Source organism: Dorea sp. 210702-DFI.3.17 (assembly GCF_020560825.1).
GTDB classification, from domain to species: domain Bacteria; phylum Bacillota; class Clostridia; order Lachnospirales; family Lachnospiraceae; genus Dorea; species Dorea formicigenerans.
Map to the genome: position 1 here is coordinate 368842 of NZ_JAJCNB010000001.1, position 25501 is coordinate 394342.

The 25501-nt window shown below is 41.3% G+C and carries 20 protein-coding genes, 1 tRNA gene, 8 pseudogenes and 1 riboswitch; of the genes and pseudogenes, 6 read left to right on the forward strand and 23 right to left on the reverse strand.

Annotated features, from left to right (window positions below):
- Position 1: 1 nt before the first annotated feature.
- The 10 genes and pseudogenes from bilS to gdhA form a co-directional block, all read right to left on the reverse strand.
- Complete coding sequence (gene bilS / locus LI149_RS01830) at positions 2-505, reverse strand: flavodoxin family protein BilS (protein WP_005331472.1); 504 nt, start codon at positions 503-505, stop codon at positions 2-4.
- A gap of 37 nt (positions 506-542) precedes the next feature.
- Positions 543-893, reverse strand: a pseudogene (locus LI149_RS01835) (response regulator); the annotation flags it as partial.
- A pseudogene (locus tag LI149_RS01840) lies at positions 889-1179 on the reverse strand (carbohydrate ABC transporter substrate-binding protein); the annotation flags it as partial. The pseudogenes LI149_RS01840 and LI149_RS01835, both read right to left, overlap by 5 nt.
- Before the next feature lie 142 nt (positions 1180-1321).
- Positions 1322-1397: riboswitch (cyclic di-GMP riboswitch) on the reverse strand.
- 99 nt (positions 1398-1496) lie between these two features.
- A tRNA-Met gene (locus LI149_RS01845) sits at positions 1497-1570 on the reverse strand.
- Positions 1571-1840: 270 nt separating this feature from the next.
- Positions 1841-3658 carry an ATP-dependent zinc metalloprotease FtsH gene (ftsH, locus tag LI149_RS01850; protein ID WP_117613223.1) on the reverse strand — a complete coding sequence of 606 codons (1818 nt, stop codon included), beginning with the start codon at positions 3656-3658 and terminating at the stop codon, positions 1841-1843.
- Positions 3659-3795: 137 nt separating this feature from the next.
- The gene (locus LI149_RS01855) at positions 3796-5178 is read right to left on the reverse strand and encodes an APC family permease (protein ID WP_173786408.1); all 1383 of its coding nucleotides are present in this window, start codon (positions 5176-5178) and stop codon (positions 3796-3798) included.
- An 11-nt stretch (positions 5179-5189) separates the two neighbouring features.
- On the reverse strand, positions 5190-5321 hold the full coding sequence (locus tag LI149_RS15410; RefSeq protein ID WP_005331475.1) for a hypothetical protein: 132 nt from the start codon (positions 5319-5321) through the stop codon (positions 5190-5192).
- Complete coding sequence (locus LI149_RS01860) at positions 5318-5599, reverse strand: hypothetical protein (RefSeq protein WP_029732576.1); 282 nt, start codon at positions 5597-5599, stop codon at positions 5318-5320. The genes LI149_RS15410 and LI149_RS01860 overlap by 4 nt, the downstream gene beginning before the upstream one ends.
- A gap of 15 nt (positions 5600-5614) precedes the next feature.
- Positions 5615-5911, reverse strand: coding sequence for a hypothetical protein (locus LI149_RS01865; protein ID WP_227142908.1), 297 nt, complete (start codon positions 5909-5911; stop codon positions 5615-5617).
- Between the two features lie 243 nt (positions 5912-6154).
- Entirely contained in the window at positions 6155-7489 is a 1335-nt protein-coding gene (gene gdhA, locus LI149_RS01870) for an NADP-specific glutamate dehydrogenase (protein ID WP_117613220.1), read from the reverse strand.
- Positions 7490-8069: 580 nt separating this feature from the next.
- Here gdhA and LI149_RS01875 point away from each other — a divergent pair.
- From LI149_RS01875 to mobT, 3 pseudogenes are all read left to right on the forward strand, one after another.
- A pseudogene (locus tag LI149_RS01875) lies at positions 8070-9755 on the forward strand (SrtB-anchored collagen-binding adhesin); the annotation flags it as partial.
- Positions 9732-10649: pseudogene (locus tag LI149_RS01880) on the forward strand (FtsK/SpoIIIE domain-containing protein); the annotation flags it as partial. The pseudogenes LI149_RS01875 and LI149_RS01880, both read left to right, overlap by 24 nt.
- Positions 10650-10832: 183 nt before the next feature.
- A pseudogene (gene mobT / locus LI149_RS01885) lies at positions 10833-11858 on the forward strand (MobT family relaxase); the annotation flags it as partial.
- On the opposite strand, the pseudogene LI149_RS01890 reads toward mobT, so the two are convergent.
- The 9 genes and pseudogenes from LI149_RS01890 to LI149_RS01935 form a co-directional block, all read right to left on the reverse strand.
- Positions 11827-12090 (reverse strand): annotated as a pseudogene (locus tag LI149_RS01890) (hypothetical protein); the annotation flags it as partial. The pseudogenes mobT and LI149_RS01890 sit on opposite strands and share 32 nt — an antisense overlap.
- Positions 12068-12466, reverse strand: a complete 399-nt coding sequence (locus LI149_RS01895; RefSeq protein ID WP_004843362.1) for a conjugal transfer protein — start codon at positions 12464-12466, stop codon at positions 12068-12070. The pseudogene LI149_RS01890 and the gene LI149_RS01895, both read right to left, overlap by 23 nt.
- Before the next feature lie 116 nt (positions 12467-12582).
- Positions 12583-13086, reverse strand: a complete 504-nt coding sequence (locus LI149_RS01900; RefSeq protein ID WP_004843360.1) for an antirestriction protein ArdA — start codon at positions 13084-13086, stop codon at positions 12583-12585.
- 17 nt (positions 13087-13103) lie between these two features.
- The gene (locus LI149_RS01905; protein ID WP_004843359.1) at positions 13104-13607 is read right to left on the reverse strand and encodes an antirestriction protein ArdA; all 504 of its coding nucleotides are present in this window, start codon (positions 13605-13607) and stop codon (positions 13104-13106) included.
- Positions 13526-13822: a hypothetical protein gene (locus tag LI149_RS01910; protein ID WP_004843358.1), complete on the reverse strand. Its 297-nt coding sequence runs from the start codon at positions 13820-13822 to the stop codon at positions 13526-13528. The genes LI149_RS01905 and LI149_RS01910 overlap by 82 nt, the downstream gene beginning before the upstream one ends.
- Positions 13823-13909: 87 nt before the next feature.
- A complete protein-coding gene (locus LI149_RS01915) occupies positions 13910-14218 on the reverse strand; it encodes a hypothetical protein (protein ID WP_004843356.1) in 309 nt (102 codons plus the stop codon).
- 73 nt (positions 14219-14291) lie between these two features.
- Positions 14292-14513 carry a hypothetical protein gene (locus LI149_RS01920; protein WP_004843355.1) on the reverse strand — a complete coding sequence of 74 codons (222 nt, stop codon included), beginning with the start codon at positions 14511-14513 and terminating at the stop codon, positions 14292-14294.
- A gap of 1 nt (position 14514) precedes the next feature.
- Positions 14515-14628: pseudogene (locus LI149_RS01925) on the reverse strand (DUF3789 domain-containing protein); the annotation flags it as partial.
- A 33-nt stretch (positions 14629-14661) separates the two neighbouring features.
- Positions 14662-14829: pseudogene (locus LI149_RS01935) on the reverse strand (Cro/Cl family transcriptional regulator); the annotation flags it as partial.
- Positions 14830-15095: 266 nt separating this feature from the next.
- Here LI149_RS01935 and LI149_RS01940 point away from each other — a divergent pair.
- A complete protein-coding gene (locus tag LI149_RS01940; protein WP_004613735.1) occupies positions 15096-15299 on the forward strand; it encodes an excisionase in 204 nt (67 codons plus the stop codon).
- 78 nt (positions 15300-15377) lie between these two features.
- On the forward strand, positions 15378-16568 hold the full coding sequence (locus tag LI149_RS01945; RefSeq protein ID WP_227142910.1) for a site-specific integrase: 1191 nt from the start codon (positions 15378-15380) through the stop codon (positions 16566-16568).
- A 174-nt stretch (positions 16569-16742) separates the two neighbouring features.
- On the opposite strand, the gene LI149_RS01950 is transcribed toward LI149_RS01945, so the two are convergent.
- Together LI149_RS01950 and LI149_RS01955 are read right to left on the reverse strand one after the other, a co-directional pair.
- Positions 16743-20510, reverse strand: a complete 3768-nt coding sequence (locus LI149_RS01950) for a phosphoribosylformylglycinamidine synthase (RefSeq protein WP_227078369.1) — start codon at positions 20508-20510, stop codon at positions 16743-16745.
- A gap of 112 nt (positions 20511-20622) precedes the next feature.
- On the reverse strand, positions 20623-21342 hold the full coding sequence (locus LI149_RS01955; protein WP_227142911.1) for a TIGR01906 family membrane protein: 720 nt from the start codon (positions 21340-21342) through the stop codon (positions 20623-20625).
- 181 nt (positions 21343-21523) lie between these two features.
- On the opposite strand from LI149_RS01955, the gene LI149_RS01960 reads away from it, so the two are divergent.
- Positions 21524-22396 (forward strand): LysR family transcriptional regulator, encoded by an 873-nt coding sequence (locus LI149_RS01960; RefSeq protein WP_005331483.1) that lies wholly within the window; start codon positions 21524-21526, stop codon positions 22394-22396.
- Here LI149_RS01960 and LI149_RS01965 read toward each other — a convergent pair.
- Both LI149_RS01965 and argS read right to left on the reverse strand, forming a co-directional pair.
- Positions 22371-23513, reverse strand: a complete 1143-nt coding sequence (locus LI149_RS01965) for a DHHA1 domain-containing protein (protein WP_173786410.1) — start codon at positions 23511-23513, stop codon at positions 22371-22373. The two genes, LI149_RS01960 and LI149_RS01965, sit on opposite strands and share 26 nt — an antisense overlap.
- Before the next feature lie 112 nt (positions 23514-23625).
- Positions 23626-25392, reverse strand: coding sequence for an arginine--tRNA ligase (argS, locus tag LI149_RS01970; protein ID WP_117648850.1), 1767 nt, complete (start codon positions 25390-25392; stop codon positions 23626-23628).
- Between the last annotated feature and the right edge of the window lie 109 nt (positions 25393-25501).

The following is a 25501-nucleotide window of genomic DNA, read 5'->3' on the forward strand; positions in this document are numbered from 1 at the left end:
TTTATTTTTTTATTATCTTTTTTAATTTTTCCAGATCGTCCATATCAGGATGTGACAATGCACAGTCAAAATTTGCGATCAACATATCAAGATTCGCTGGATGTTCCGGATTTTCTTTCATCTTTACATATCGTTCACGCACAGATTGTGGCATTTTTCCCTGGCACATATACTCTCCAATAACAGCATTGCTTGAATCAATGGATTGTTTGACTTGTCCGAGAATCTTTTCAAAATATACATCACTTCCACCGAACCCAGCCGTTCCAAACAGAAAAATCTTCTTGTTTTTTAGTTTCGCTAATAATTCTAATGTCTTGGTATCCGCGCTCCCTTTGTCAGTCCAAAATCCGATATACAACAAATCGGATGGAGGGATCTTTGAATCATTCTCCCCAAAATAATCGCACTTATCTTTTGGCAATATTTCATAGACTGCATCAGCCAGCTTCTTTGTATTACCAGTTGAACTACTGAATACGATTGAATAATTTTCTTGTTCCATATCTCATCGTCTCCTTCTTTGTTTGATTTTTGCTGTGCTAAACTCTCTCCAGATTATGTTGTAACGCATCAATCAAATCTTTAATAACAATTGGCTTGGATAAAAATCCATCCATACCACATTCCAGTGCTTTCTTTCTATCTTCCTCAAAAGCATTGGCAGTCATGGCAAGAATTGTAATTCCCGCCAGTTTTGGATCCTCCAGTGCGCGGATCTGCTTTGTTGCCTCATATCCATTCATCACAGGCATCTGCACATCCATCAGCACCAGATCATAACCAGCTGCTGTTGAATTCTTAACCTTCTCCACTGCCTCTGCTCCATCTTCTGCTGTATCAACCAGAAAGCCATATTCATTAAGGATCTCCACCGCAATTTCACTGTTCAAAAAGGTCTTTGTTCACTACAAAGCCATGCGCATCCGCACACACCGGAAGCCAGTTTACGCTTCCATCTTCATTCATAAAATTATTAAGATATGTGTCATAGACAGCACCTGCCACGTTGGTTGTAGAAAGATCCATCAGACTGTTTTTCAGAGGACTTGCATCGTGAAGTGAAAAACAACAGCAGGTTATAATATCCGGCAATCCACCGTTTTCCTTAAGAAACTTGTAGAAATCCAGGTCATTATTGCCTACTACAAATTCAACATTGATATTCGGAAGCTGTTCCATTTTTTCTTTTTCAATATGCTCCCCCCTTGTAAAATTGTTTTCCACTAATTCATGAATTCATGAATTATCTTTACTAATAGTTTCGTATCAACAGATTTTATAAAAAAACACCATCTAAAATAGACAGTGTACATCCTTTTTTTACAACTGGCTACCATTTTACAGGTCCTATAGCTTTGCGTCGCAGACTTTCGTCTGTTTTGCCCAAAATATTATTTTAATTATAGCACTTCTTATTTTCTCATGTCTATATTTTTCTATGGCAAAGTATAAAAAGAAAAAAAAGAACTCACAATGTGAATTCTCTTTCCAAGTAGCGGGAACTGGATTTGAACCAGCGACACCGCGGGTATGAACCGCGTGCTCTAGCCAACTGAGCTATCCCGCCATATTTATATTCGCTGCTCTCTTGAACCAGCTTCCTAAGTTTACAATAAGATTCTACTTTCGTCAACAACTTTTTTTAAATTTTTCAATTTTTTCTACATTTGCAAAAATTTCATCTTTTATTTCGTCCCTCGCATCAGTAAATACCTGTGTTCCAATAGATACTCAAAAGAAAAAAGCGAGTCTGTGCGTGGAATCCGGTTTTACCTCATAGATACATTTTCCCGAACTCCTGCACATTCTCGCTGAGTGTATTCACTCCTCTTCCTGATCAGGCGTTTAAAATATTCATGAATTCTTCTCCTGTAATCGTTTCTTTCTCATACAGATACCTTGCCAGATCGTCCAGTTTTTCTCTGTTCTCCATCAATATTCCAGCTGCTTTTTCATGTTCACTTCGAACAACTTCCACAACCTTCTCATCAATCTTTGTCTGCGTCTCTGCCGAACAGGTCAGGGAAGAATCTCCTCCTAGATACTGATTCGTCTGCACTTCCATTGCAACCATATCAAAATCACACGTCATTCCATATCTTGTGATCATAGCCCTTGCAAGCTTGGTTGCCTGTTCAATATCATTGGAAGCTCCCGTCGTGACTGAACCAAACACAATTTCTTCCGCTGCCCTTCCTCCTGTAAGAGTCGCGATCTTATTCAGGATTTCTTCTTTTGTCATCAGATAATGATTGCCTTCCTCGACCTGCATCGTATAGCCAAGAGCCCCCGACGTTCTGGGAACAATGGTAATCTTCTGAACCGGTGCAGAATTTGTCTGCTTTGCAGCCACAAGTGCATGCCCGATTTCATGATATGCCACAATACGCTTTTCTTTATCTGTCAGTATTGCATTTTTCTTCTGATATCCGGCGATAACAACCTCAATACTCTCCTCCAGATCTTCCTGCGTTACAAATTTACGGTTGTCACGAACTGCACGAAGCGCTGCTTCATTTACAATATTAGCAAGTTCCGCTCCAGAAGCTCCGGAAGCCATACGTGCCACTTTATTATAATCTACATTATCACCAACTTTTATTTTCTTTGCATGAACCTTCAGGATATCTTCTCTTCCTTTCAGATCAGGAAGTTCTACCGGCACACGTCTGTCGAACCGTCCCGGTCTTAAAAGAGCCGGATCCAGGGATTCTGGACGGTTCGTTGCCGCAAGAATGATCACGCCCGTGTTGTCTTCGAATCCGTCCATCTCTGTCAACAACTGATTCAAGGTCTGCTCACGTTCATCATTTCCACCTATCTGTCCGTCCCGCTTCTTACCGATTGCATCTATCTCATCAATAAACACAATACATGGTGCTTTTTCTTTTGCCTGCTGGAACAGATCACGCACCTTTGATGCACCCATACCAACGAACATCTCTACAAATTCAGAACCGGACATGGAGAAAAATGGAACATTTGCCTCACCGGCAACTGCTTTTGCAAGCATCGTCTTACCTGTTCCCGGAGGTCCTACAAGAAGAATTCCTTTCGGCATCGAAGCTCCGATTTCTTTATATCTGGCCGGGTTATGAAGATATTCTACAATCTCGCTTAAATTCTCTTTCGCCTCATCTTCACCTGCAACATCACGGAAACGGATTCCCTCGGATGATTTCACATAAATCTTCGCACTGCTTTTTCCCATTCCGAAAGACATGGCGTTTTTTCCACCGGCCCGCTTCATCAATTTTCTGGACATGTATTCTCCCAATGCCACAAAAAACAAGATTGGAAGCACCCAGGATAAAATATTAACCAGAATCGGAGATGACTGATCAATTTCTTCTCCGTAAAAAGAAACATCCGCTTCATATAATCGTTTCGTCAGATCCGGATCATTGACCATCGCCGTTTTGTAAATGGTCTTCCCGTCTTTTCCTGTAAATAAGATTGTATTATCCTGTTGCTGCAATTCTACTTTTTTTATCTCCTTTTTCTCGGTCATAGAGATAAATGTTCCATAATCTACATCTTTAATCTGCTTTTCCTTTATGTAAGGCATCGCAATAATGTTAAATAATATCAGGATAATCAGCACAATCGTATAATAAAACATCAACGGTTTTTTCGGCCGTTTCACCTGTTCCATAATCATTCCTCCATTCTTTCAATATCGAATTCAATTTTCTTTTATATGGTAACAGTTTTTGTCTGATTATTCCAGTTTTATATTATAAAAATTGTATGAATTTCGTAAAATAAAAATATTAAAGTACAATCTTCCAATTATAATTCCTTCGGTTTCGGCCACTTCTGAGTACCGGCTTTTAAGAACTGTGATTTATCTATAAACTTCAGTCTCCTTTTCAAGAACCAGACAGATGCCAGGAAATAAAATGCAACTCCGCCTAGTATATTAATCCAATAACCCAGATACATACCCAGCAGCGTCATACCGATCAACACTGCTGCGATCAATGCAGGTACCGGATGGATTGGTGCAACATATCCACGCTCAATCGTTCCAAGGGGATACATTTTCCGGAACCGGAACATCATGATCACTGTCAGCACATATACCATCAACGCTGAAAATATAGAAAATGTAACAACCTGATCCAACATTCCTGTAAATGCAAATGCCATAGATATCGGCAGTAAAAATACAGTTGCCCGGTACGGTGTCTTATATTTCGGATGTGTCTTTGCAAATATCGGCGGGATCAGCCCATCTCTTGACATTGCAAACCAAGCTCTGCTTGCATCGTTAATGCAGCCATTTGCTGAAGCCAGACACGCCATAATCGTACCAACAAACAATGCAATGATAACATATAATTTTCCAGTTGCCAGTGCCGCGTCATACAACGGATATGCAGACTCACCAAGCTTTTCTGCCGGGACAAGACCTGAGCACACAAACCATGTTGTAGTAGCACCAATCAGCAGCACGGACAAACCTATCATAGTTCCCAGTGGCAGAGCTCTGCTGGTAGACCTGCATTCTTCTGCCGCCAGTGCTCCTCCTTCGATTCCCAGGAAAAACCAGACTGCAAACTGCATGGCTGCAATAATTCCAAGATAACCATATGGAAGTCCATCTGTCATTTTTTTCAAATTAATCAAAGTCAGCTGTGGATCATAAAAACTTGTTGAAAATAATAAAATAAATATCGTCACAAATGCAACTGCCGTAATCACAAAATTCAGGGTCAAGGTTGCATAGACACCACGGTAATTCATATATGTCAGCACAAGCAGACTTAATATGATAAATGGCAGTGCTTTTACATTCGGGTTCAATGATTCAAGTATCTGTCCGACGACCAGAACATCGGCTGCTTCCAACATTGCATATTCCAGCACAAGCATCAGCCCTACGTTAAATGCAGCTAAAGGTCCAAGCATATATTTCGCCATTGTATACTGTCCGCCTGCCTCCGGCATGACCGAACCCATCTCCGTATTCATCATCACGATCATGACATAAAGCATGGCTACCGTCCAAAGTGCAATAACAGAACCAATCGATCCTCCTTTTGCGACCGTAAAATTCCATCCCATGAACTCTCCAACAAGTACAATTCCTACTCCAAGAGCCCAGATATGAATTGGTCCGAGAACTTTCGAAAGTCCCTGACTCTTTTCATTTGTCTTTTCTTTCTCCATAAGTATGCCTCTTAGTCTTTCTTTTCAAGCTTTTTCTCTTCTCTGTTCCTTTTTTCCACTTTTATCAGATCACTCAAGATCAAATAAAGAAATACTGCACATAATACCCATGCTGCAATATTTATAATTGTCCATATGCTCATACCTGTTCCTGCTCCTTTTCGCTATATTCCAGTTCAATAATTTCCTTTAAATCTTTTTTGCTTCTTTTCACAAGAAATGTTACATATGCTGCCAGCGCAACTACAACCGGCACCAGTGTAGATGCCTGGATCACATATGCTTTTCCTGCCTCCTTGACACCTGCAAGATTTTGAAAAAGCATCGTCACAAGCAAAACCACAAAGCATAGGATCATTACGAAAAACACATCTATCACTTGCATTATTTTTTCTTTTTTCGTCTCTTTTTTATTTTCCATCTTCTGTCACTCCTGCTACGCATCTTTCTTCTGCAATTTCAAATTTTCAAGATCCTCTTTATAAATCACATCTTTGTTTCTTTTTAAGTGTCTGTAAACTGCAAAAAGTCCGAGGGACAATGCACTTCCAGTCACCAACGCAATACAAATCATAATTGTTCTTGTAGTAGAATCTCCCGCTACCTGTAAAGCCTGTCGCAATATCGTACTTAAAATACACCACATAAATATTGCAAACCCTGCCAGAAGAATGCAATCCCTATGGTAGACTTTCTGGATTTCCGCCTCAGACACTTTCATTTTTGAGCCCATTTTTTTCATCCTTTCTGTATAAAATTTCCCGCACGCTTTTCAATGTTATCACGATAACATTAGTCGTTTATATTATACTCTTTTTTGCATAAAATTCAATTATTTTTTTAATAAGTGGAAAATCTTTTGAACATAAAGTACTGATTCTGCCGGATACTTTTTATATAACAGGAAATAAAATTCCTGTTATGCAAAAAAAGAAAGCCCCGTAAATCCGGGACTTTCCAAATATTTTAGTGTTTTTTATACAATTCCCTGAGCTGTCATAGCATCTACGACTTTCTCAAATCCTGCAATGTTAGCTCCTGCTACGTAGTTACCTTCCATATCGTAACGTTTTGCAGCATCTACCATGTTGTGGCAGATATTTACCATGATGTTCTTCAGTTTTGCATCAACTTCCTCGAATGTCCAGCTAAGTCTCTCACTGTTCTGTGACATCTCAAGAGCAGATGTAGCAACACCACCGGCATTCGCAGCTTTTCCAGGTGCAAAGATTACACCGTTCTCCTGCAGATACTCAGTTGCCTCGTATGTAGTAGGCATGTTAGCACCCTCGCATACAGCTACGCAACCGTTTGCTACTAACTGTTTTGCATCCTCTAAGTGAAGCTCGTTCTGTGTTGCACATGGAAGTGCCAGATCTACCTTTACAGACCATACGCCACGTCCCTCATGATACTCTGAGTTCGGACGATAGTTCTTGTATTCTGTCAGTCTTGCACGTTTTACTTCTTTAATTTCTTTCAGAGCTGCAACATCAATTCCTTCAGGATCATACACCCAGCCTGTAGAATCGCTGACTGTAACAACCTTAGCTCCAAGCTCCTGAGCCTTCTGTGTTGCATAAATTGCAACATTACCGGAACCGGATACTGCAACTGTCATACCTTTTAATTCTTTTCCATTGAGTTTCAGAAGTTCCTCTGTCAAATACAGAAGTCCATAACCTGTAGCTTCTGTTCTTGCTAAAGATCCACCGTAACTTAATCCTTTACCTGTAAGTACACCTTCGTATACTCCGCGGATTCTCTTGTACTGACCGAACATATATCCAATCTCTCTTGCACCTGTTCCGATATCTCCGGCCGGAACGTCAGTGTCAGCACCGATATATTTGCAAAGTTCTGTCATAAAGCTCTGGCAGAATGCCATAACTTCTCTGTCGGATTTTCCCTTAGGGTCGAAATCAGAACCACCTTTTCCTCCTCCGATTGGAAGACCTGTCAGTGAGTTCTTGAATACCTGCTCAAATCCAAGGAATTTGATAATTCCAAGGTTTACGGAAGGATGAAGGCGTAAGCCTCCTTTGTATGGTCCGATTGAACTGTTGAACTGTACACGGTAACCTGTATTTACCTGAACCTGTCCATTATCGTCTACCCATGGAACACGGAATTTGATCTGTCTCTCAGGCTCAACCAGTCTCTCAAGCAAAGCGTCTTTTCTGAATTTCTCCTCGTTTGCTTCGATTACCACTCTCAATGATTCCAATACTTCTTTTACTGCCTGGTGGAATTCTGGCTCAGCAGGGTTCTTTGCCACTACTTTTTCCAGTACTTCATCAACATATGACATACCTTTGTACCTCCTGAAAAAATGTTATTATGAAATTTAAAGCGCCATATTTCTTGATTTATTTGCATTCATCATTCAAAAAAGAAGGACGGCAAAACCGTTCTTCTCCTTCGACGCTTTTGTCCTTTAATATTGTAAAGTATTTTACTTTATAACACAAGATTTTTTTTGCAAAAAAATGTTATTTTTATATTTTGTGCAATTTTAATTTTCATTTCCTGCATAATTTTGTATTTTTGCCGAAATACAGAACAAGCGCCTGCAAAATTTGCAAGCGCCTGATTATTTTTAAATAAAAACACAATAAAAATCTGATTATCCGCTAAAACACAGTATCTATCAGCATTTTCAAGGGAACAAATACATCAATTTACTACTTATTTACTACCATTGAATGAGCCTTGATACGCCAGTTTTCCTAGATATGCAAAGATATGGTACAGCACATCAGTATTGAAACAAGAAAAAAATTGAATATTTTATAGACTATGGAACGCCTAAAATGACGTTCCTTTTCTATTTTCAGCCGTTCTTATTGGACGGCTATTTTATTACCCAAAATGAAAGGAGCATTAGATTTATGAAAAAGATGTTAAAACGATTGTGTACGGGCTTCTTAGCTCTTGCAACTGTCGTTACTGCTTTACCGACTACACCCGTCCATGCAGAAAGCAAGCAATACTGGACGGAGTCAAAGGAGCGTGTCGGTATCGTTGAAAAAGTAATGAATGACGGTTCGATTGGTTCTACTTTTAACGAGGGGCATTTGACCGTTGAGGGCGAGGACGCTTACTGTATCGACATTAACACAGATTTTAGAAACGGCTACAAAACCAGAGCTGACGTAAGCACCCGTATGAGTGCCGACCAGATAAGCGACGTTGCCTTATCTATCGAATATGTAAAACAGTACACAGACAGCCACAGCGGAATAAGCAACAATCACGCCTACCTTTTAAGACAGCTTGTTGTCTGGCAGAGATTGAGCGTACATCTTGGCTGGCAATGTGATAATGTGCGAGCTTCTTATGATGAAATTCCAAAGGCAACGCAGGACGAAGTTTTCTCTGGTGCAAAAGCCTTTGTCAAAGAGAATAAAGGACGCTATGAATGTGGCGGTTATATCTACTCTGGCGAGGGGCAGGAATTAGGACAATTCTGGGCGAAGCTGAATGTTGGAAATGCAAAACTGCAAAAGACTTCCAGTAATACCAGCATTACAGACGATAACGGGAATTACTCTGTTGCTGGTGCAACATACGGTGTCTTTGCTGATAAGGACTGCACGAAACAGCTTGCCACCCTTACGACTGATGAAAACGGAAATACAGATGTTGTAGAGGTAAAAGCAGGCACAGTTTATATCAAGGAATTATCTGCACCAGCAGGATATAAAGTAGATAAAACTGTATATTCCTTAAAGGTTGAAGCTGGAAGGACAGCGACCTTGAAAGTATCAGATACACCGAAAGTAACAGACACTTTGATTAAGCTTTTCAAGATTGATATGGAAACACAGAAAGACAATCCGCAGGGAAACGCTTCTCTAGCAGGTGCGGAATTTACATGGAAGTATTATGCTGGCTTCTATAAGAAAGACAATCTCCCTGCCGAAGCTACTCGTACATGGGTTACAAAGACAATCGCTGAAACAGACAGCGACGGGACAACCCACTACATCACAAAATTAGCGGACGCATACAAGGTATCTGGCGACAGCTTCTATATGCAGGACGGTAAGGCGGTTCTTCCACTTGGAACGCTAACTGTTGAGGAAACAAAAGCTCCAAACGGCTACTTGTTAGAGGGTGCATATATGCAGGCTGGCGATAAGTCCGAACAGATAAAAGGCTTATATGTAACACAGATTACCGAGGACGGCGACCTTGCCGTACTATCTGGAAGTAACCAGTTTTCCGTATCAGACAAGGTTATCCGTGGCGGTGTCAAAATTCAGAAACGAGATTTAGAAACGGGCGATACAAAGCCACAAGGAAGTGCCACTTTGAAAGATACTGCTTTTGACATCATTTCCTTAAATGATAATTCTGTTTTGGTTGAGGGCAAGCTATACAAGAAAAATGAAGTGGTAAAGACAATCCATACAGACATTGAGGGTGTCGCTTCTACGTCTGCTGACCTTTTACCTTATGGAAAATTCCGTATCGTTGAGAGTAAAGCTCCAAACGGTTACTTAACTGACGGTGCAAAACCGATTGATTTTACAATCACAGAAAATGGTAAAATCGTGGACTTAGAGGACAAATTGGAGAGTGGCTTGTATTGCGAGCTGACCGACAAAACCTTACATGACGGCTATATCGAATACACCCTGCTTTATGATATGATAGCGAACCGCATTACCATTGATGAAGTACGGGCAGAGAACGGCTGTCTAAAGCTGATGAAAAATCTTGTCTGGGAATATGACGCACTTCCCCATGCTCTGATTGCTGGTGGGACTGGTGGCGGTAAAACTTATTTTCTGCTGACACTCATTGAAGCCTTACTGCATACCAACGCTATCCTTTATATCTTAGACCCGAAGAACGCTGACCTTGCAGACTTAGGGACAGTTATGGAAAATGTGTATCACACCAAAGAAGAAATGATTGATTGCGTCAATGCCTTTTATGAGGGCATGGTACAGCGAAGTGAGGAAATGAAGCGACACCCGAACTATAAGACGGGCGAAAACTATGCCTATCTGGGACTGCCACCCTGCTTTCTTATCTTTGATGAATATGTGGCATTTTTTGAAATGCTGGGGACGAAAGAAAGCGTGGGCTTACTTAGCCAGTTAAAGAAAATCGTTATGTTAGGACGACAAGCAGGTTATTTCCTTATCGTTGCCTGCCAGCGTCCAGACGCAAAGTATTTCTCGGACGGTATCAGAGATAACTTCAATTTCCGTGTGGGATTGGGGCGTATCAGCGAATTAGGTTACGGTATGCTGTTCGGTTCAGATGTGAAAAAGCAATTTTTCCAGAAGCGTATCAAGGGGCGTGGCTATTGTGATGTGGGAACAAGCGTCATAAGTGAATTTTACACGCCTTTAGTACCGAAAGGACATGATTTTTTGCAGACTATCGGCTCTCTTGCACAAGCAAGGCAGGACGGGACGGCGACGTGCGAAGCGAAAGGCGACGGCACGGACTAGCCGTTGCTGGTGTGGCGTAAGCCACGCCAGCAGGTAAAACCCCTCGGTATCTAACAGAGGGGTACGTTTACAAATAGACAATAGACAAAAAACATAGGAAACATAAGGCTTCTGGCATGATTTTCTAACAAAAATCGGCTGTGAAGTCGCCTTAAAAAACTTCACACTTTATAGATTGGGGGTATGGTTCTGAATGAAGAACAATGGATAAAAGAATTACGGGAGAAGCGGATTGCTTACGGTATCTCACAAGGCAGACTGGCGGTGGCTTCTGGTATCACAAGGGAATATCTCAACAAGATAGAAAGTGGAAAAATGAAGCCGTCAAAGGAACTTCTGGAAACTCTGTATAAAGAACTGGCAAGGTTCAATCCAGAAGCACCGCTTACCATGCTGTTTGATTATGTGAAAATTCGTTTTCCCACGCTGGATATACAGCACATCATCAAAGATATATTAAAACTGAATATCAATTATATGCTCCATGAAGATTACGGACATTACAGCTATACGGAGCATTATTCTTTAGGGGACATCTTTATCTATACGTCGGCTGACGAGGAAAAAGGTGTCCTTTTAGAGTTAAAGGGGCGTGGTTGCAGGCAGTTTGAAAGTTACCTGCTGGCACAGCAAAGAAGCTGGTATGACTTCCTCATGGACGCATTGGTAGACGGTGGCGTGATGAAGCGTATCGACCTTGCTATCAACGACCATACGGGCATTTTGGATATTCCAGAGCTTGCGGAAAAATGCAGGAAACGGGAATATATCGGAAAGTCCAGAAGTTATAAGTTTTACCAGTCGGGCGAGCTTATCAAGCACAGAGAGGACGACAGAGAATATATGGGACGCACCCTTTATCTTGGTTCGCTGAAATCAGATGTGTATTTCTGTATCTATGAAAAGGACTATGAGCAGTACGTCAAGCTGGGGACACCGCTGGAAGAAGCTGATATTATCAACCGTTTTGAGATACGGCTTCGCAATGAACGTGCCTATTATGCAGTACGGGATTTGCTGACCTATTATGACGCAGAGCGGACCGCCTTTTCTATCATCAACCAGTATGTGCGGTTTGTTGATGAAGAACCAGACAAGCGGAAAAATGACTGGAAACTCAATGACCGCTGGGCTTGGTTTATCGGCGATAACAGACAGAGCTTGAAGCTGACGACAAAGCCAGAGCCTTACACCTTAGACCGTACATTGCGTTCTTTGACTGCTCCTGCATACTTCGTATGGAGCTTTCTGTGGCAATCTGCAACGCATGAATTTTACCCTCACGGGACTGTGCAATGAGCTGTCTGAAACTGTCATGCACGATAAATTTCTGCTCTGCGGATAAGAAAGAATAGTTGTACGGTATCAGCTCATAGTAGGCGAATACCTCATTGTCCTTGTTCCAGACAAGGTTATTGTCAATATATTTTATCGGGAACATAGTTCACACTCCTTACTGCCGTGATTGTTTCATTCAAGGTCTGCTTATGCAGTTTTACGGCTTTTCCTGCATAAGTGATTTTAGGTCGCAGGGCATAGGTTATCTGTGATTTCAAAAAGCTGTACGGCTTCTTTCCGTCAAAGGTTTTCTGCGACATGAACCAAGTGAGAGCAACGGGAATACCAAAGTATTTGAGAAATGCTCCCTCAATCATGGAAAGTGGGGGAATATCCCCAAACAGAATGATGATAAATTCCGTAATCACAAACCATGTAATCTGTGTAAAGGTAACGGGAAAGGGTAAGTTAAAGTCATTGATTGCATACAAGACTTTTTCCACGTTCCAGATACCCGTATAAGATTTAATCTTTTTCAAGTTCTTTCAGCTCCTTTCGTAAGTTTCTAAATGGAAAGGACAGCCATGTTTCAGACTGTCCCTTAAAGAGAAATACGCTGTCAGTAGCAACCATGCTTGTCGCTGATCTTCCAGCGTTAATATGGTATCTCGCACATACCTCGGCTTGTTTCAATAAAGCAACCACCCATATCCAAATCTCGCCCGTAGGCTTCATAGTCAATGTAGTTCTGTAAGCTGGGTGGAATGTCCCCAAGTGCCTGCAATTCGTCTATGTAGTAGTAGGCAACGTCTGTCATGGTTTCACAGTCGGGATAATAATAAATATCGTCCTTGTGTTCCACAACTTCTTCCAGCGTCCCGTAGTGGCTGATAAATTCGTCCAGACACTCTACGATATAGTCAGGAAGTTCCTCTATGATTTCATACATCTCATTGAGTTCTTCAATGGAAACATACTCGCCAATCGCAATGGGGAAGTTGTCGGTATCATGGATTGCGTATTCCTCATACTGTTCATTCAAGCCGATTTTTTCTTTCACATCTTCCTCGTCAATAGGAAAAGTGAACCAAGCACCGACTAAATAGCCCTCATTGTATTTGCCAAGATTAGCAATATAAACCGCCATATCATCAATCATAAGCACCACCTCATTTCCTACTCTGGCAGTTCAAAGATACCGTGTTCTGTTACTAAAAATTTCCCGTGTTCCTGCAAGTGAGAAGCATAGGCTTCAAAGTCAAAGTAATATTCTTGACAGTCCTCGGATAAATGCTTGAATGTCGGGTCATTCATCAGCTTTTGCCTTGCAACATCTATCATGCTTTTGCAGTCGGGATAAACCGTAATCACGTTTCTGCAAATATAAAGTGCTTCTAAGTTTTCATACACGGTAAGAAGTGCTGTATATTCTTCCTGCATATCGCTTGAAAGCTGGCGGTACATAAAATCTAGTTCGTTGAGCTGGTACACGCTTGTATGTTCGTGGACTTCATCAGCAAAGGGCAGTACCTTTTCGATAATGCGGTAATCTTGACTTTCTGCACCGACACCTAACTTTTCTTCAAACTCTGCAACATCTATCGGCAGGTCGAACCAGTATGATGTTGTTTCTTTGCCAGTTGTTCCTCTCGTTTCCACCAGCACCCTTGTTTCCTGCATTGTTCCTCACGTCCTTTCTGTTGTTTCATCACATCTTTTAAGCTCTGGTACGACATACCAAACACATACTTTGAAAAATCTTCTAACTGTTTTTCTTCATAATCGGCAGGGTTCAACCGTTTCATTTCCTGCCACACCTTACGCTTGTAAGAGGGCAGGTCGGAAATGTATTCACAGCCGACTTTTGCCTGCATATCCTTAAAAATATCGTTCATGTAATCACTCCAATCTGAAATTTTAGGTAAGAAAAAAGCAGTCAATCCTAAGACCAACTGCTTTGCATATAAATATAAATTTGTAAACTAAAATTTTCGGAAGTTTTTTTGTATTTTGTGTAGCCATAGTCCAGCAATACCAGCTATAATTGCCAAGAAAAAAACTGCGGTAGGAATAGAATGATTTTTTACTATAATCGCAATTACCCCAGATACTAAAATACCAATCCCTACGAATAAAACAGGTTTTCCTAATTCTTTTGCATATCCTTTTTTGTTATCAGTAGTATCAAATACTTTACCATGAACAAAAGAGTAATTTCCCTTTAATAAAGAAATACTCACGAATATAAGGATAGCAGAAACAAACCACATCATTATACTAAATCCTAACATAAAATATCACTTCCTAAAGTTGTATTTTTATATCCATATTATATCACCCCATTAACAACATCACAATAAAAATTTATGCACCGATAATCTTGTTGAATAGCTCTAACAGTACATCTTTCACACCGCCGGCGTTAAATACCAAACCGACAGCAATCAAGGCAACTACCAAGAAGCCGATAAGTTTGGAAAACTCACGCTTGAACCCTAAGTAGATACCGATAACCACAATCGCCATAAGCACCAAGCTCTGTGCGTTTGATAAAAACCATTGATACAAATTGTTTCCGAAATTCATGTTATTTGTCCTCTCTTTCTTCTAATTGTTTCATTTCACAGTCAGCTTCTTTGCCGACAGTCAAAATACACATCAAGACTATGCCGATACCCATTCCCATAGATACCAGCAGGAAGTCTTTTAATAATATCCACATTTTTTATCACTCCTAACTTTCCACCAAATCTTTTGCAGGGGTCGTCTGCTGTTTGATTATCATTTCATGTTTTTCTGTGAGCTTTGCCTGCTGTTCGATTGTTTCCATGTAGTCTGTACCGTTTCCCTTATCAATTCTTTTCAGCATTTTCAAGGTCGGTGCTACCTGCCTTTGTACCCAAAGCAGACAGATACGTTTGTGAGATAGCGAGCCACGGGAACTGTACGCCACGACCTTTCCAAAAGAAAGCGAGCGACCCACGCAGTGATCCGAGAGCGACTGTTGGAAAAGTCGTTTTGCCACGACCTATCCTCACAGAATAATGATACGTCCGCATGGTGTGGTTCTGCCCACAAGAATGGGAATAGTTGAGATACTAACGGAGCTTTCCAAAGCCGTCTGCCTGCTTGTAAAAAATGACACACAGTAAAGGGGGTGCATAGATTATGAACAATACTGATGTGCCTATCTGGGAAAAATATACGCTGACGATTGAAGAAGCGTCCAAATACTTCCGCATTGGCGAAAAGAAATTGCGTAAATTAGCCGAAGAAAACATTGACGCTGGCTGGGTTATCGTGAACGGTAATCGTATTCAGATTAAGCGAAAACAATTTGAAAAAATCATAGATACATTGGACGAAATCTAATGTCATTGAGCCGTAGATATGGTATAATAAGGTATAGCGTATCACGGCTCATTCCATGACGGAAAGGAGCTTTACACTATGTCTAATGTGAAACGAAAAGACAGTAAAAATCGCAATTTGCGTAATGGAGAGAGCCAGCGAAAAGACGGAAGATACGTTTATAAATATACCGATATATACGGAAAGCCACAATTTATCTATTCTTGGAAACTTGTACCGACAGACAAGACACCTGCTGGAAAGCGTGATGATATATCGTTGAGGGAAAAAGAAGCACAGATAAAAAAAGACCTCAATGACGGTATCGACACGGCAGGCGGTAAAATGACAGTCTGCCAGCTTTATGAGAAGAAAAACAGCCAAAGAAAGAACATCAAGAGGGCTACTGAAAAGGGACGACAGTATCTTATGAACGCTCTGAAAAATGACCCATTGGGTATGAGGGCGATTGATACTGTTAAACAGTCGGACGCTAAAGAATGGGTTATCAGAATGAGCGAAAAAGGATATGCCTATAAAACGATTGATAACTACAAGCGTTCCTTGAAAGCGTCATTTTATATGGCAATACAAGACGACTGTATCAGAAAGAACCCGTTTGAATTTAAGCTAAGTGATGTTCTGGAAGATGATACGGAACAGAAAGTTATCCTTACACCAGAGCAGGAAGAACGCCTGCTTGCCTTTATGGAAAAGGACAAGATTTACAGCAAGTATTATGATGAGGTTGTGCTTCTGCTGGAAACGGGACTTCGTATTTCTGAATTTTGCGGACTGACGACGCATATTGATATGCAGAATAGAATACTCAATATAGACCACCAGTTATTGAAAGATAGCGAAATCGGCTACTATATTGAAACGCCAAAGACTAAAAACGGAAAACGGGAACTTCCATTAACAGAACGGGCTTATCAAGCAATCCAAAGAATACTAAAGAACAGAGGAAAGGCACAACCGCTGATTGTAGGTGGTTACAGCAATTTCTTATTCTTGAACCGTGAGGGCTTGCCTAAAGTTGCAGGAAACTATGAGGGCATGGTGCGAGGACTGATTAAGAAGTATAACAAGTACCACAAGGACAAGTTACCGAACATCACACCACATTCATTCCGACATACTTATTGTACGAATATGGCAAACAGAGGAATGAACCCTAATACCCTACAATATCTCATGGGACACGCTAACATAACCATGACACTTGGCTATTATGCACACGGTACATTTCAATCTGCAAAAGCGGAGCTGGAAAGACTGGCTTGTTAATATCGGAGCCTATATTTACTACTCATTTACTACTTTTGGTTGCATTTTCATGCTGGTAAATGCCAGCTTATGCAAGGTATCTTCCAAAAAGAAAATACCGATAAAGCCCTAAAATAAGGGATATATCGGCATTTACCAACTTATGAAAAGATAATCAGAAATTTAGTAAGTTTTTTATTTAAAATATTTCACTCCGGACTCAAAGATCTTCAGATCCTGTTCTCCGTAAATGTTCATTGCAACGGAACGTCCACGTCTTTCTGAATGAGCCATTTTACCAAATACTCTTCCATCCGGGCTGGTGATACCTTCGATTGCAAGATAGGAACCATTAATGTTCCATGTCTCATCCATAGATACATTTCCCTGTGGGTCGCAGTACTGAGTTACAACCTGTCCATTTGCGATCAGCTTGTCAAGCCATTCTTTGCTTGCAACAAAACGTCCCTCTCCGTGAGATGCCGGATTTGTGTAAACTCCACCAAGCTTTGCTCCGGAAAGCCATGGAGACTTGTTGCTGACTACTTTCGTGTACACCATCTTAGAAATGTGGCGTCCAATTGTATTGTAAGTCAGTGTCGGAGAATCCTCTGTCTGCCCTGTAATTGTTCCATTTGGAACAAGTCCAAGTTTTACAAGAGCCTGGAATCCATTACAGATACCAAGTACCAGTCCGTCACGCTCCCCAAGAAGCTTCTCAACCGCCTCTTTCATCTTCGCATTCTGGAATGCAGTTGCAAAGAATTTCGCAGAACCATCCGGTTCATCACCAGCGCTGAATCCACCTGGGAACATGATCATCTGAGACTGCGCGATTGCTTTTTCAAATACATCGACAGAATCTACAATATCGGAAGCACTCATATTGCGGAATACTTTTACGATTGTTTTTGCTCCTGCTCTCTCAAAGGCTCTCTTACTGTCATACTCACAGTTTGTTCCAGGAAATACCGGAATAAATACAGTCGGCTGAGCGATCTTGTGTTCGCAGATATGTACTTCTTTTGTATCAAAAAGACCTGTGTCGATCTTCTCGTCCTGTCCCTCTGCTTTGGAATTTGTAGCAAATACGCTCTCTAGTGTACTCTCCCATGCTTTTTGGGCATCTGCAAGGGCAATCTTTGTATCTTTGTATTCAAAATTCTGCTCTTCTGTCACTTCACCGATGACTGTGTAATCAATCGTCAGTCCATCCAGCTTGTCAGCCGGAACTTCAGCAATCAGATCTCCAAATGCAGGTGCGAACAAGTCTTTTGCCTCTACGCTCGCATCTAATGTTACACCCATGCGATTACCAAATGCCATCTTGCTGACAGCCGGAACGATTCCGTGTCTGTCAAGTGCATAAGCTGCCACAATCTTGCCGTCATGGATATCAGCAGTAAATTTACCATACTGGTCCATAACTTTTTCATAAACCGGAACATCATACTCATCTGTCGGGATCTGAAGCCATACAAGCTTATCTCCTGCTTTCTTAAGCTCCGGTGTAATAATATCTTTTTCTGTTGCCACATCCACCGCAAAAGAAACCAGTGTCGGTGGTACATCAATATGCTCAAATGTTCCGGACATACTGTCTTTTCCACCGATAGAAGGAAGGCCAAATCCAAGCTGTGCACTGTAAGCACCAAGAAGTGCTGCGAATGGCTGGCTCCATCTATGTGGATCCTCTGTCATACGGCGGAAGTACTCCTGGAATGTGAAACGGATCTTACTGTAATCTCCTCCTGCTGCCACAATTTTTGCTACAGACTCTGTCACTGCGTAAATAGCTCCGTGGTACGGACTCCATGTTGACAGATACGGATCGAATCCGAAACTCATCATTGTAACCGTATCGCAGTCTCCTGTCAATACAGGAAGCTTTGCAACCATAGCCTGTGTCTCTGTCATCTGATACTGTCCGCCATGCGGCATAAATACAGAAGATGCTCCAATGGAACCGTCAAACATTTCCACAAGACCTTTCTGTGAGCACACATTCAGATCTTTTAATGTCTCCATCCACTTTTCTTTGACATCTGTCACTTCTTCTCTTACGAGGATACTGTCTTTGCGGCTTGGAATATCTACAGCTACTTTTGTCTCCTGATGAGCACCGTTAGTATCTAAAAATGCTCTGGATAAGTCTACGATCTTCTTACCTCTCCAGGATAATACAAGTCTTGGCTCCTCTGTTACGACAGCTACCTTTGTTGCCTCTAAGTTCTCTTCTGCTGCATATCCCATAAATTCATCTACATCCTTCGGGTCTACAACAACAGCCATACGCTCCTGAGACTCAGAAATTGCAATTTCTGTTCCATCAAGTCCTGCGTATTTCTTCGGTACTTTGTCCAGATCTACCTGAAGTCCGTCTGCAAGTTCTCCGATTGCAACAGAAACTCCTCCGGCTCCAAAGTCGTTACATTTCTTAATTAATTTGCTGACTTCCTCTCTGCGGAACAGTCTCTGGATCTTACGCTCTGTCGGCGGATTACCTTTCTGTACCTCTGCTCCACAAGTCTCGATAGACTCCTCTGTATGTACTTTAGAAGATCCGGTTGCTCCACCGCAGCCGTCACGTCCGGTACGTCCACCGAGCAGGATAATGATATCACCAGGATCTGAAGTCTCACGGATTACTGCACGTCTTGGTGCTGCTCCGAGAACTGCTCCGATTTCCATACGTTTTGCCACATAATTCGGGTGATAGATTTCCTTAACTGCACCAGTTGCAAGTCCGATCTGGTTACCATAAGAACTATATCCATGAGCTGCCTCACGAACCAGTTTCTTCTGAGGAAGTTTTCCTTTCATTGTATCTTTGATAGATACAGTCGGATCTGCTGCTCCGGTCACACGCATTGCCTGGTATACATAAGTACGTCCTGATAATGGATCTCGGATTGCTCCGCCAAGACATGTAGCAGCTCCACCAAAAGGCTCAATCTCTGTCGGGTGGTTGTGTGTTTCATTTTTAAAGTTCACAAGCCACTCTTCTTCCACGCCATCTACCTTGATTGGTACAACGATACTGCAGGCATTGATCTCATCTGACTCTTCCTGATCCTGAAGCTTGCCTTCTTTTTTCAGCTTTCTCATAGCCATCAATGCAAGATCCATCAGACATACAAATTTGTCCTCACGCCCTTTAAAAATCTCGCTGTGATCGCGAAGGTACTGCTTGTAAGTATCTTCCATCGGTTTTCGATAATCTCCGTCTCCAAAGGAAACTTCTGTAAGTTCTGTTGAAAATGTTGTATGACGGCAATGGTCTGACCAGTAAGTATCCAGTACGCGGATCTCTGTCATGGAAGGATCGCGGTGCTCTTCCCCTTTGAAATGATTCTGGATATGCTGGAAGTCACGGAATGTCATTGCAAGTCCAAGAGAATCATATAATTTCTTAAGCTCTTCCTCTTCCATATCCTTAAATCCGTCAAATACAATAACATCAGCAGGCTCGTCAAATTTTGTCACTAGTGTCTCCGGCTTCTCCTCTGCTGCTTCTCTTGAGTCTACCGGGTTGATGCAGTGTTCCTTAATCTTCTGAAGTTCTTCTTCTGTAATAACTCCATTCTTACCATGAATAATATAAGTCGTTGCAGTACGGATGACCGGCTGCTCGTCCTCTTTTACGAACTGGATACACTGAACAGCAGAATCTGCTCTCTGATCGAACTGACCCGGAAGAAATTCTACGGAAAACAGACTGTCTCCGGAACCAACAGGAGCCTCCTCTTTCCAAAGGACATCTACCGGCGGTTCAGCAAAGATACCATTGCATGCTCTTTCGAATGTCTCATCTGATACGTTCTCCACATCATAACGATTCAGGATACGCACATACTCTACGTCTTTGATTCCAAGATAATTGCGAATCTCATGTGCAAGTGCCTTCTGCTGGACATCATAGCTGCCCTTTTTCTCAACATACACTCTTCTTACATTACTCATTCGTCTTCCTCCATTGTGTTTATATTTTTATTTGGTAATAGTTCTGTTACTTTAAATCTTCATTATTTATTTCATTGTAACATACCCACCATTATTATTAAAATTAATATATTTAAACCCTTTTATAAGTTTTACTAATTTCTTTCTTTTTCTGTTTCCACATGTTCACGACCGCTGCAACTCCAGGCACGGCAAGTAATACAATAAATATCACTCCGACCCGGATTACCATGTCCAAGAAAAATCCTTCCGGCAGCATGCGGATCATATAATCTGTCTCCGGGTCAAAGATCCAGAGATTATTTGTAAAAAACAATTTATGAAACAGCGTAAAACAGCTTGTAAAATCAATGCTCATGGCAATTCCCAGAATTGCCGCCAAAATAAGATAAACAAACAGCGCCTGCAAATATCCCTGCGGAACCAGTCTTCGGAAATCTGCTTTTTTTGCCTTAAGAACAATCATTAAAATAGATGCAAGAATCAACGCATAATTCCGAAGCTTCAAACCTCCCAGAAACAAATTTCTCACATCTGCCAGGTGAAGCCTGTCCTGTTCATTGAAGAAATCCTGATGCTCACCGTCCACATCTATGACAATTGACAGCTTTTCTTCCTTTCCAATCAGATACGCCATCATATGTTCTGTCACTGCCATCACATTGTCAATCTTCATATTCAGATCGTCCGTGACCCGGTACTTTTCATATTCCTTTTTATAAAATCCGTAATGGCTGTCTCCATAAACTGCAAGCTGAAATCCAGTGATCAGCAATGCAAAGATTACCAGGAGCATCGTAAATGTAATGGTAACTCTGTACCAGATCTTCATGTTATCTTCCTTTTCTTTCCTAAACTACCTGCGCATTTTTTGCGATCCAGGTTTTTATCTCTAGTATTATACCAAGATATCTCATATCTGTATAGAAAAATCACTTCAAAACAAATTCTGCCATTGCATTTTGCATTAATTTACCTTATAATCAAATTAGTATTTATTAGGGAGTCTTATTATGGATATTAATTACGAATTATATAAAGTGTTTTACCACGTAGCAACTACACTAAGTTTTTCGGAAGCTGCGAATAAATTATTTATCTCTCAGTCAGCCGTAAGCCAGTCTATCAAAGCGTTGGAAAAGAAATTAAATCAAAAGCTTTTTATCAGGAGTACCAAAAAGGTACGCCTGACACCGGAAGGCGAACTGCTTCTTCGTCATGTGGAACCAGCTATGAATCTGATTCACCGTGGAGAAATCCAGCTTTTAGAAGCTTCTGAAGGTGTAGGACAACTTCGCATCGGTGCCAGTGACACTATCTGCCGTTATTTTCTTGTTCCTTACCTGGAGCGTTTCCATAAGGAATTTCCGGGAGCTCACATCAAAGTAACGAATGCAACTTCTATCCACTGTGTAGAACTATTAGAAAATGGACAGGTTGACCTGATTGTTGTCAATTCTCCAAATCCATATCTTGGAAACTGTGAAACAAAACATATCCGCTCTTTCCAGGACGTGTTTGTTGCAAATCATTCTTTTGATAAACTTGTCGGAAGATGCTTAAGCTACAAAGAACTTTTAGAACATCCGATTCTGATGCTGGATAAAAAAAGTACAACCAGCGAATTCCTGCATAATCTCTTTTTACAGCACCAGTTAGATCTCGTACCGGAAATTGAGCTGAGCAGTAATGATCTTCTCATTGACCTTGCAAAAATCGGGCTCGGCATTGCATGTATACCCGATTACTGTATTACCGGAAAAGATCTGGAAAAATTATTTATTGTTGAGACAAAAGAAAAACTGCCGGTAAGAGAACTGGTCATTGCTTACAATGACCGCGTTCCCATCACCAAGGCAGCTACAGAATTTCTGAAATATTTTTAGCAGTTCCTTTTAAGGATCCCTGCACCATCTGAGGTTTTCCACCGCCACGGCCCTGGAAAGCCTCATTTAATTTTTTGCTGATCACTCTTACATCTTCAGAATGGCTTCCGATAACATAACGATATCCTTCTTCATCATTTCCTGCAAAAATTGCACAAATCTTTGCACCTCTCTCTAATAGAATGTTCATTAGTTCTCTCAGTTCATTTCCACTAAGTTCACTGTCAAATACCTTTACCAGTTCCGGAGTAACGTCAATCTCCTTTGCCTGATAAGCCAGTAATTTTTGTTTGAGAGCAGATACCTGATTTTTCAAGTCAAGCTGCTCTTCTTTTAATTTTTCTACAGCTTCGGCAACTTCTGTATCCTTTGCACAGAGCAGTGCGGAAATCTTCTTCACGCTCTCCTCTTTCTGCTGATGATCTGTAAGTGCACGGCTTCCACTTAACATAGTGATGCGTTCGCCGCCTTTGTATGACACCATATCCACCAGTTTGATATTTCCAATCTCCCCAGTTCTATCTACGTGTGGTGCACAGCATGCACAGATATCCACGCCCGGAATATTCACAATACGGACCTGTCCTTCAATTTCAATCTTACTTCTGTAAGTCAGATCTTTCAACTCTTCCTTTGTCGGGTAAAGAATCTCTATATTCAAATTCTTGTAAACGATGCGATTCGCCTCTTCTTCGATTTCTTTCAACTGCTCCTTTGTAATCGGTCCGTCAAAATCCATCGTACAGTAATCAGCTCCAAGATGGAATCCTACATTGTTGTATCCGAATCTTCCATGTACAATTCCTGAAATGATATGCTCGCCGCTATGTTGCTGCATACTTTCGAATCTCTTTTCCCAGTCAATTTCGCCTTTAACGATCTCGCCCGGTGTCAGTGCGCCATCTGTGTAATGATAGATAATTCCATCCTTCTCCTGCGCGTCCAGCACATGAACCCCTCCAAGAATTCCTGTATCTGCATACTGTCCGCCGCCTTCCGGGAAAAATACTGTCTTATCCAAAACTACTTTGTATCCTTCTCCTTCCGGCTCACATGAAATTACCTGTGCCTCAAAATCTTTTCTATGACTACTTTCGTAGTACAACTTGTCTGTCATGTTACCTATAAATCCTTCCTGTAATATATACTACTCTTCATGATACCTTCAGATTGCTCCGTGCTATGCACTCCCACAATCCGACCACACTATTCGGATATCGCGCAACTCATTACATTCTCTCTGGTGCTTCGAATCCAAGAACATCAATGCAGGACTCCAATACTTTCTTTGTCAGTATAAGCAGTGCAATGTATCCCTGTTTCTTTGCTTCGTTTTCCTCTGCCAGAATTTTGGTTTCATGATAAAAATGATTGAATGCATTTGCAAGATCATAAATATACGCACAGATTTTATGTGGTGCAAGTTCTTCGTAAGCATTTTCCATCATCTCGTTATATTTTACCAGCGCAAGCATCAATGCTTTCTCGCTCTCGCCGGACTGCTGATTTACCTTAAGTCCAGTGACCGCTTTTCCTTCTTCCTGGTATTTGTTCAGGATAGATTTGATACGCACGATGGTGTACAGAATATACGGTCCTGTGTTTCCCTCAAAGGAAGTAAATCTGTCTACATCGAAGACATAATCTTTGGAAGCCTGATTGGACAGATCCCCGTACTTGATTGCAGCCATACCTACCGTTTTCGCAGTGTTCTTCGCTTCCTCTTCCTCTACAGTACGGTTGTCCGTGATCTTCTTGTACATTTCCTCCTGAATCTCAGCGATCAGATTCTCCAGACGCATAACACCACCTTCTCTTGTCTTAAATGGTTTACCGTCTTTTCCATTCATGGTACCGAAACCTAAGAATTTCAGTTCTGTCTCAGAAGGAACGATTCCTGTCTTCTTTGCTGCACGGAATACCTGTACAAAATGTAACTCCTGACGCTTATCTACAACATAAATGACTTTGTCCGGATGGTAATCTTCCACTCGTTGAACCAGCGTTGCAAGGTCTGTCGTTCCGTAGAGAGATGCTCCATCTGACTTTTGGATCATGCATGGTGGAATTTCCTTTGTGTCTGACTCTTCCTGTACATCAATCACAAGAGCTCCGTCATCGACATGTGCAAATCCTTCTTTTTTCAGCCGCTCAATCATATCTGGAATGTAAGCCTGTGCATCAGACTCACCTTTCCACAGATCAAAGTCCACATTCAGGTTCGCATAGTTCTTCTTCAAATCATTTACAGATACATGCATAATGTGGTTCCAGATTGCTGTATAACCTTTATGTCCGTTCTGGAGTAAATATGTGGCATGCAATGCACGCTCTCTATACTCCTCATCCTCTTTTGCTTTTCCACTTGCTGTCGGATAGATCTCTTCCAACTCAGATATGGTAAATGGAGCCTCTGCCGGATATTCTCCTTTAAAATTCTCATCAAAATATGGAAGTTCTGGTTTTCTTTCCTTTAATTCCGTAATGATCAGTCCCATCTGATATCCCCAGTCTCCCAAATGGATATCTCCAAGAACATTATGTCCCATTTTTCTTGCAATTCGTTTTACGCTCTCACCAATAATTGCAGAACGAAGATGTCCTACATGAAGCGGTTTTGCCACGTTCGGTCCGCCGTAGTCGATCACGATCATCTTAGGATTGTCAGTCTTATTCAGTCCGAGGTCTTCATCCGTCTCCATCTCATCCAGATAATCTGCTACAAATCTTTCATCTAATTTCAGATTGATAAATCCCGGATTTACTGCCTGAACATCGCAGAAGCAACCACTTCCTTCTAATTTTGCCACAACATCCTGCGCAATCATGATCGGTGCTTTATGATAAGCTTTTGCTCCTGCCATAGCACCATTACACTGATACTCGCAAAGATCCGGGCGGTTCGACAATGTTACTTTTGCATAATTCCTGTCATATCCTGCTGCTTCGAAAGCTGCTGCCAGTTCTTCCGCTATAAAATCTGATATTCTCTTCATGCTCTCTACCTCTTATTTATCGTAATTTTTCATTTACAAAATATGTCACATTGTATTTTAGCACAAGAAAATAAAGCCAACAACCTTAATTCTTTTCACACACAAGATT

Bases quoted from the DNA above. Each gene is read 5' to 3' on its own strand.
- LI149_RS01920 (WP_004843355.1), bottom strand. From the start codon at position 14,513: ATGAATTTCGGAAACAATTTGTATCAATGGTTTTTATCAAACGCACAG.
- LI149_RS01900 (WP_004843360.1), bottom strand. From the start codon at position 13,086: ATGATTGATGATATGGCGGTTTATATTGCTAATCTTGGCAAATACAAT.
- LI149_RS01965 (WP_173786410.1), bottom strand. From the start codon at position 23,513: ATGACAGACAAGTTGTACTACGAAAGTAGTCATAGAAAAGATTTTGAG.
- ftsH (WP_117613223.1), bottom strand. From the start codon at position 3,658: ATGGAACAGGTGAAACGGCCGAAAAAACCGTTGATGTTTTATTATACG.
- LI149_RS01955 (WP_227142911.1), bottom strand. From the start codon at position 21,342: ATGAAGATCTGGTACAGAGTTACCATTACATTTACGATGCTCCTGGTA.
- LI149_RS01905 (WP_004843359.1), bottom strand. From the start codon at position 13,607: ATGCAGGAAACAAGGGTGCTGGTGGAAACGAGAGGAACAACTGGCAAA.
- gdhA (WP_117613220.1), bottom strand. From the start codon at position 7,489: ATGTCATATGTTGATGAAGTACTGGAAAAAGTAGTGGCAAAGAACCCT.
- LI149_RS01915 (WP_004843356.1), bottom strand. From the start codon at position 14,218: ATGTTAGGATTTAGTATAATGATGTGGTTTGTTTCTGCTATCCTTATA.
- argS (WP_117648850.1), bottom strand. From the start codon at position 25,392: ATGAAGAGAATATCAGATTTTATAGCGGAAGAACTGGCAGCAGCTTTC.
- LI149_RS01960 (WP_005331483.1), top strand. From the start codon at position 21,524: ATGGATATTAATTACGAATTATATAAAGTGTTTTACCACGTAGCAACT.
- LI149_RS15410 (WP_005331475.1), bottom strand. From the start codon at position 5,321: ATGAGCATATGGACAATTATAAATATTGCAGCATGGGTATTATGTGCA.
- LI149_RS01940 (WP_004613735.1), top strand. From the start codon at position 15,096: ATGAACAATACTGATGTGCCTATCTGGGAAAAATATACGCTGACGATT.
- LI149_RS01950 (WP_227078369.1), bottom strand. From the start codon at position 20,510: ATGAGTAATGTAAGAAGAGTGTATGTTGAGAAAAAGGGCAGCTATGAT.
- LI149_RS01855 (WP_173786408.1), bottom strand. From the start codon at position 5,178: ATGGAGAAAGAAAAGACAAATGAAAAGAGTCAGGGACTTTCGAAAGTT.
- bilS (WP_005331472.1), bottom strand. From the start codon at position 505: ATGGAACAAGAAAATTATTCAATCGTATTCAGTAGTTCAACTGGTAAT.
- LI149_RS01945 (WP_227142910.1), top strand. From the start codon at position 15,378: ATGTCTAATGTGAAACGAAAAGACAGTAAAAATCGCAATTTGCGTAAT.
- LI149_RS01860 (WP_029732576.1), bottom strand. From the start codon at position 5,599: ATGGAAAATAAAAAAGAGACGAAAAAAGAAAAAATAATGCAAGTGATA.
- LI149_RS01865 (WP_227142908.1), bottom strand. From the start codon at position 5,911: ATGGGCTCAAAAATGAAAGTGTCTGAGGCGGAAATCCAGAAAGTCTAC.
- LI149_RS01910 (WP_004843358.1), bottom strand. From the start codon at position 13,822: ATGAACGATATTTTTAAGGATATGCAGGCAAAAGTCGGCTGTGAATAC.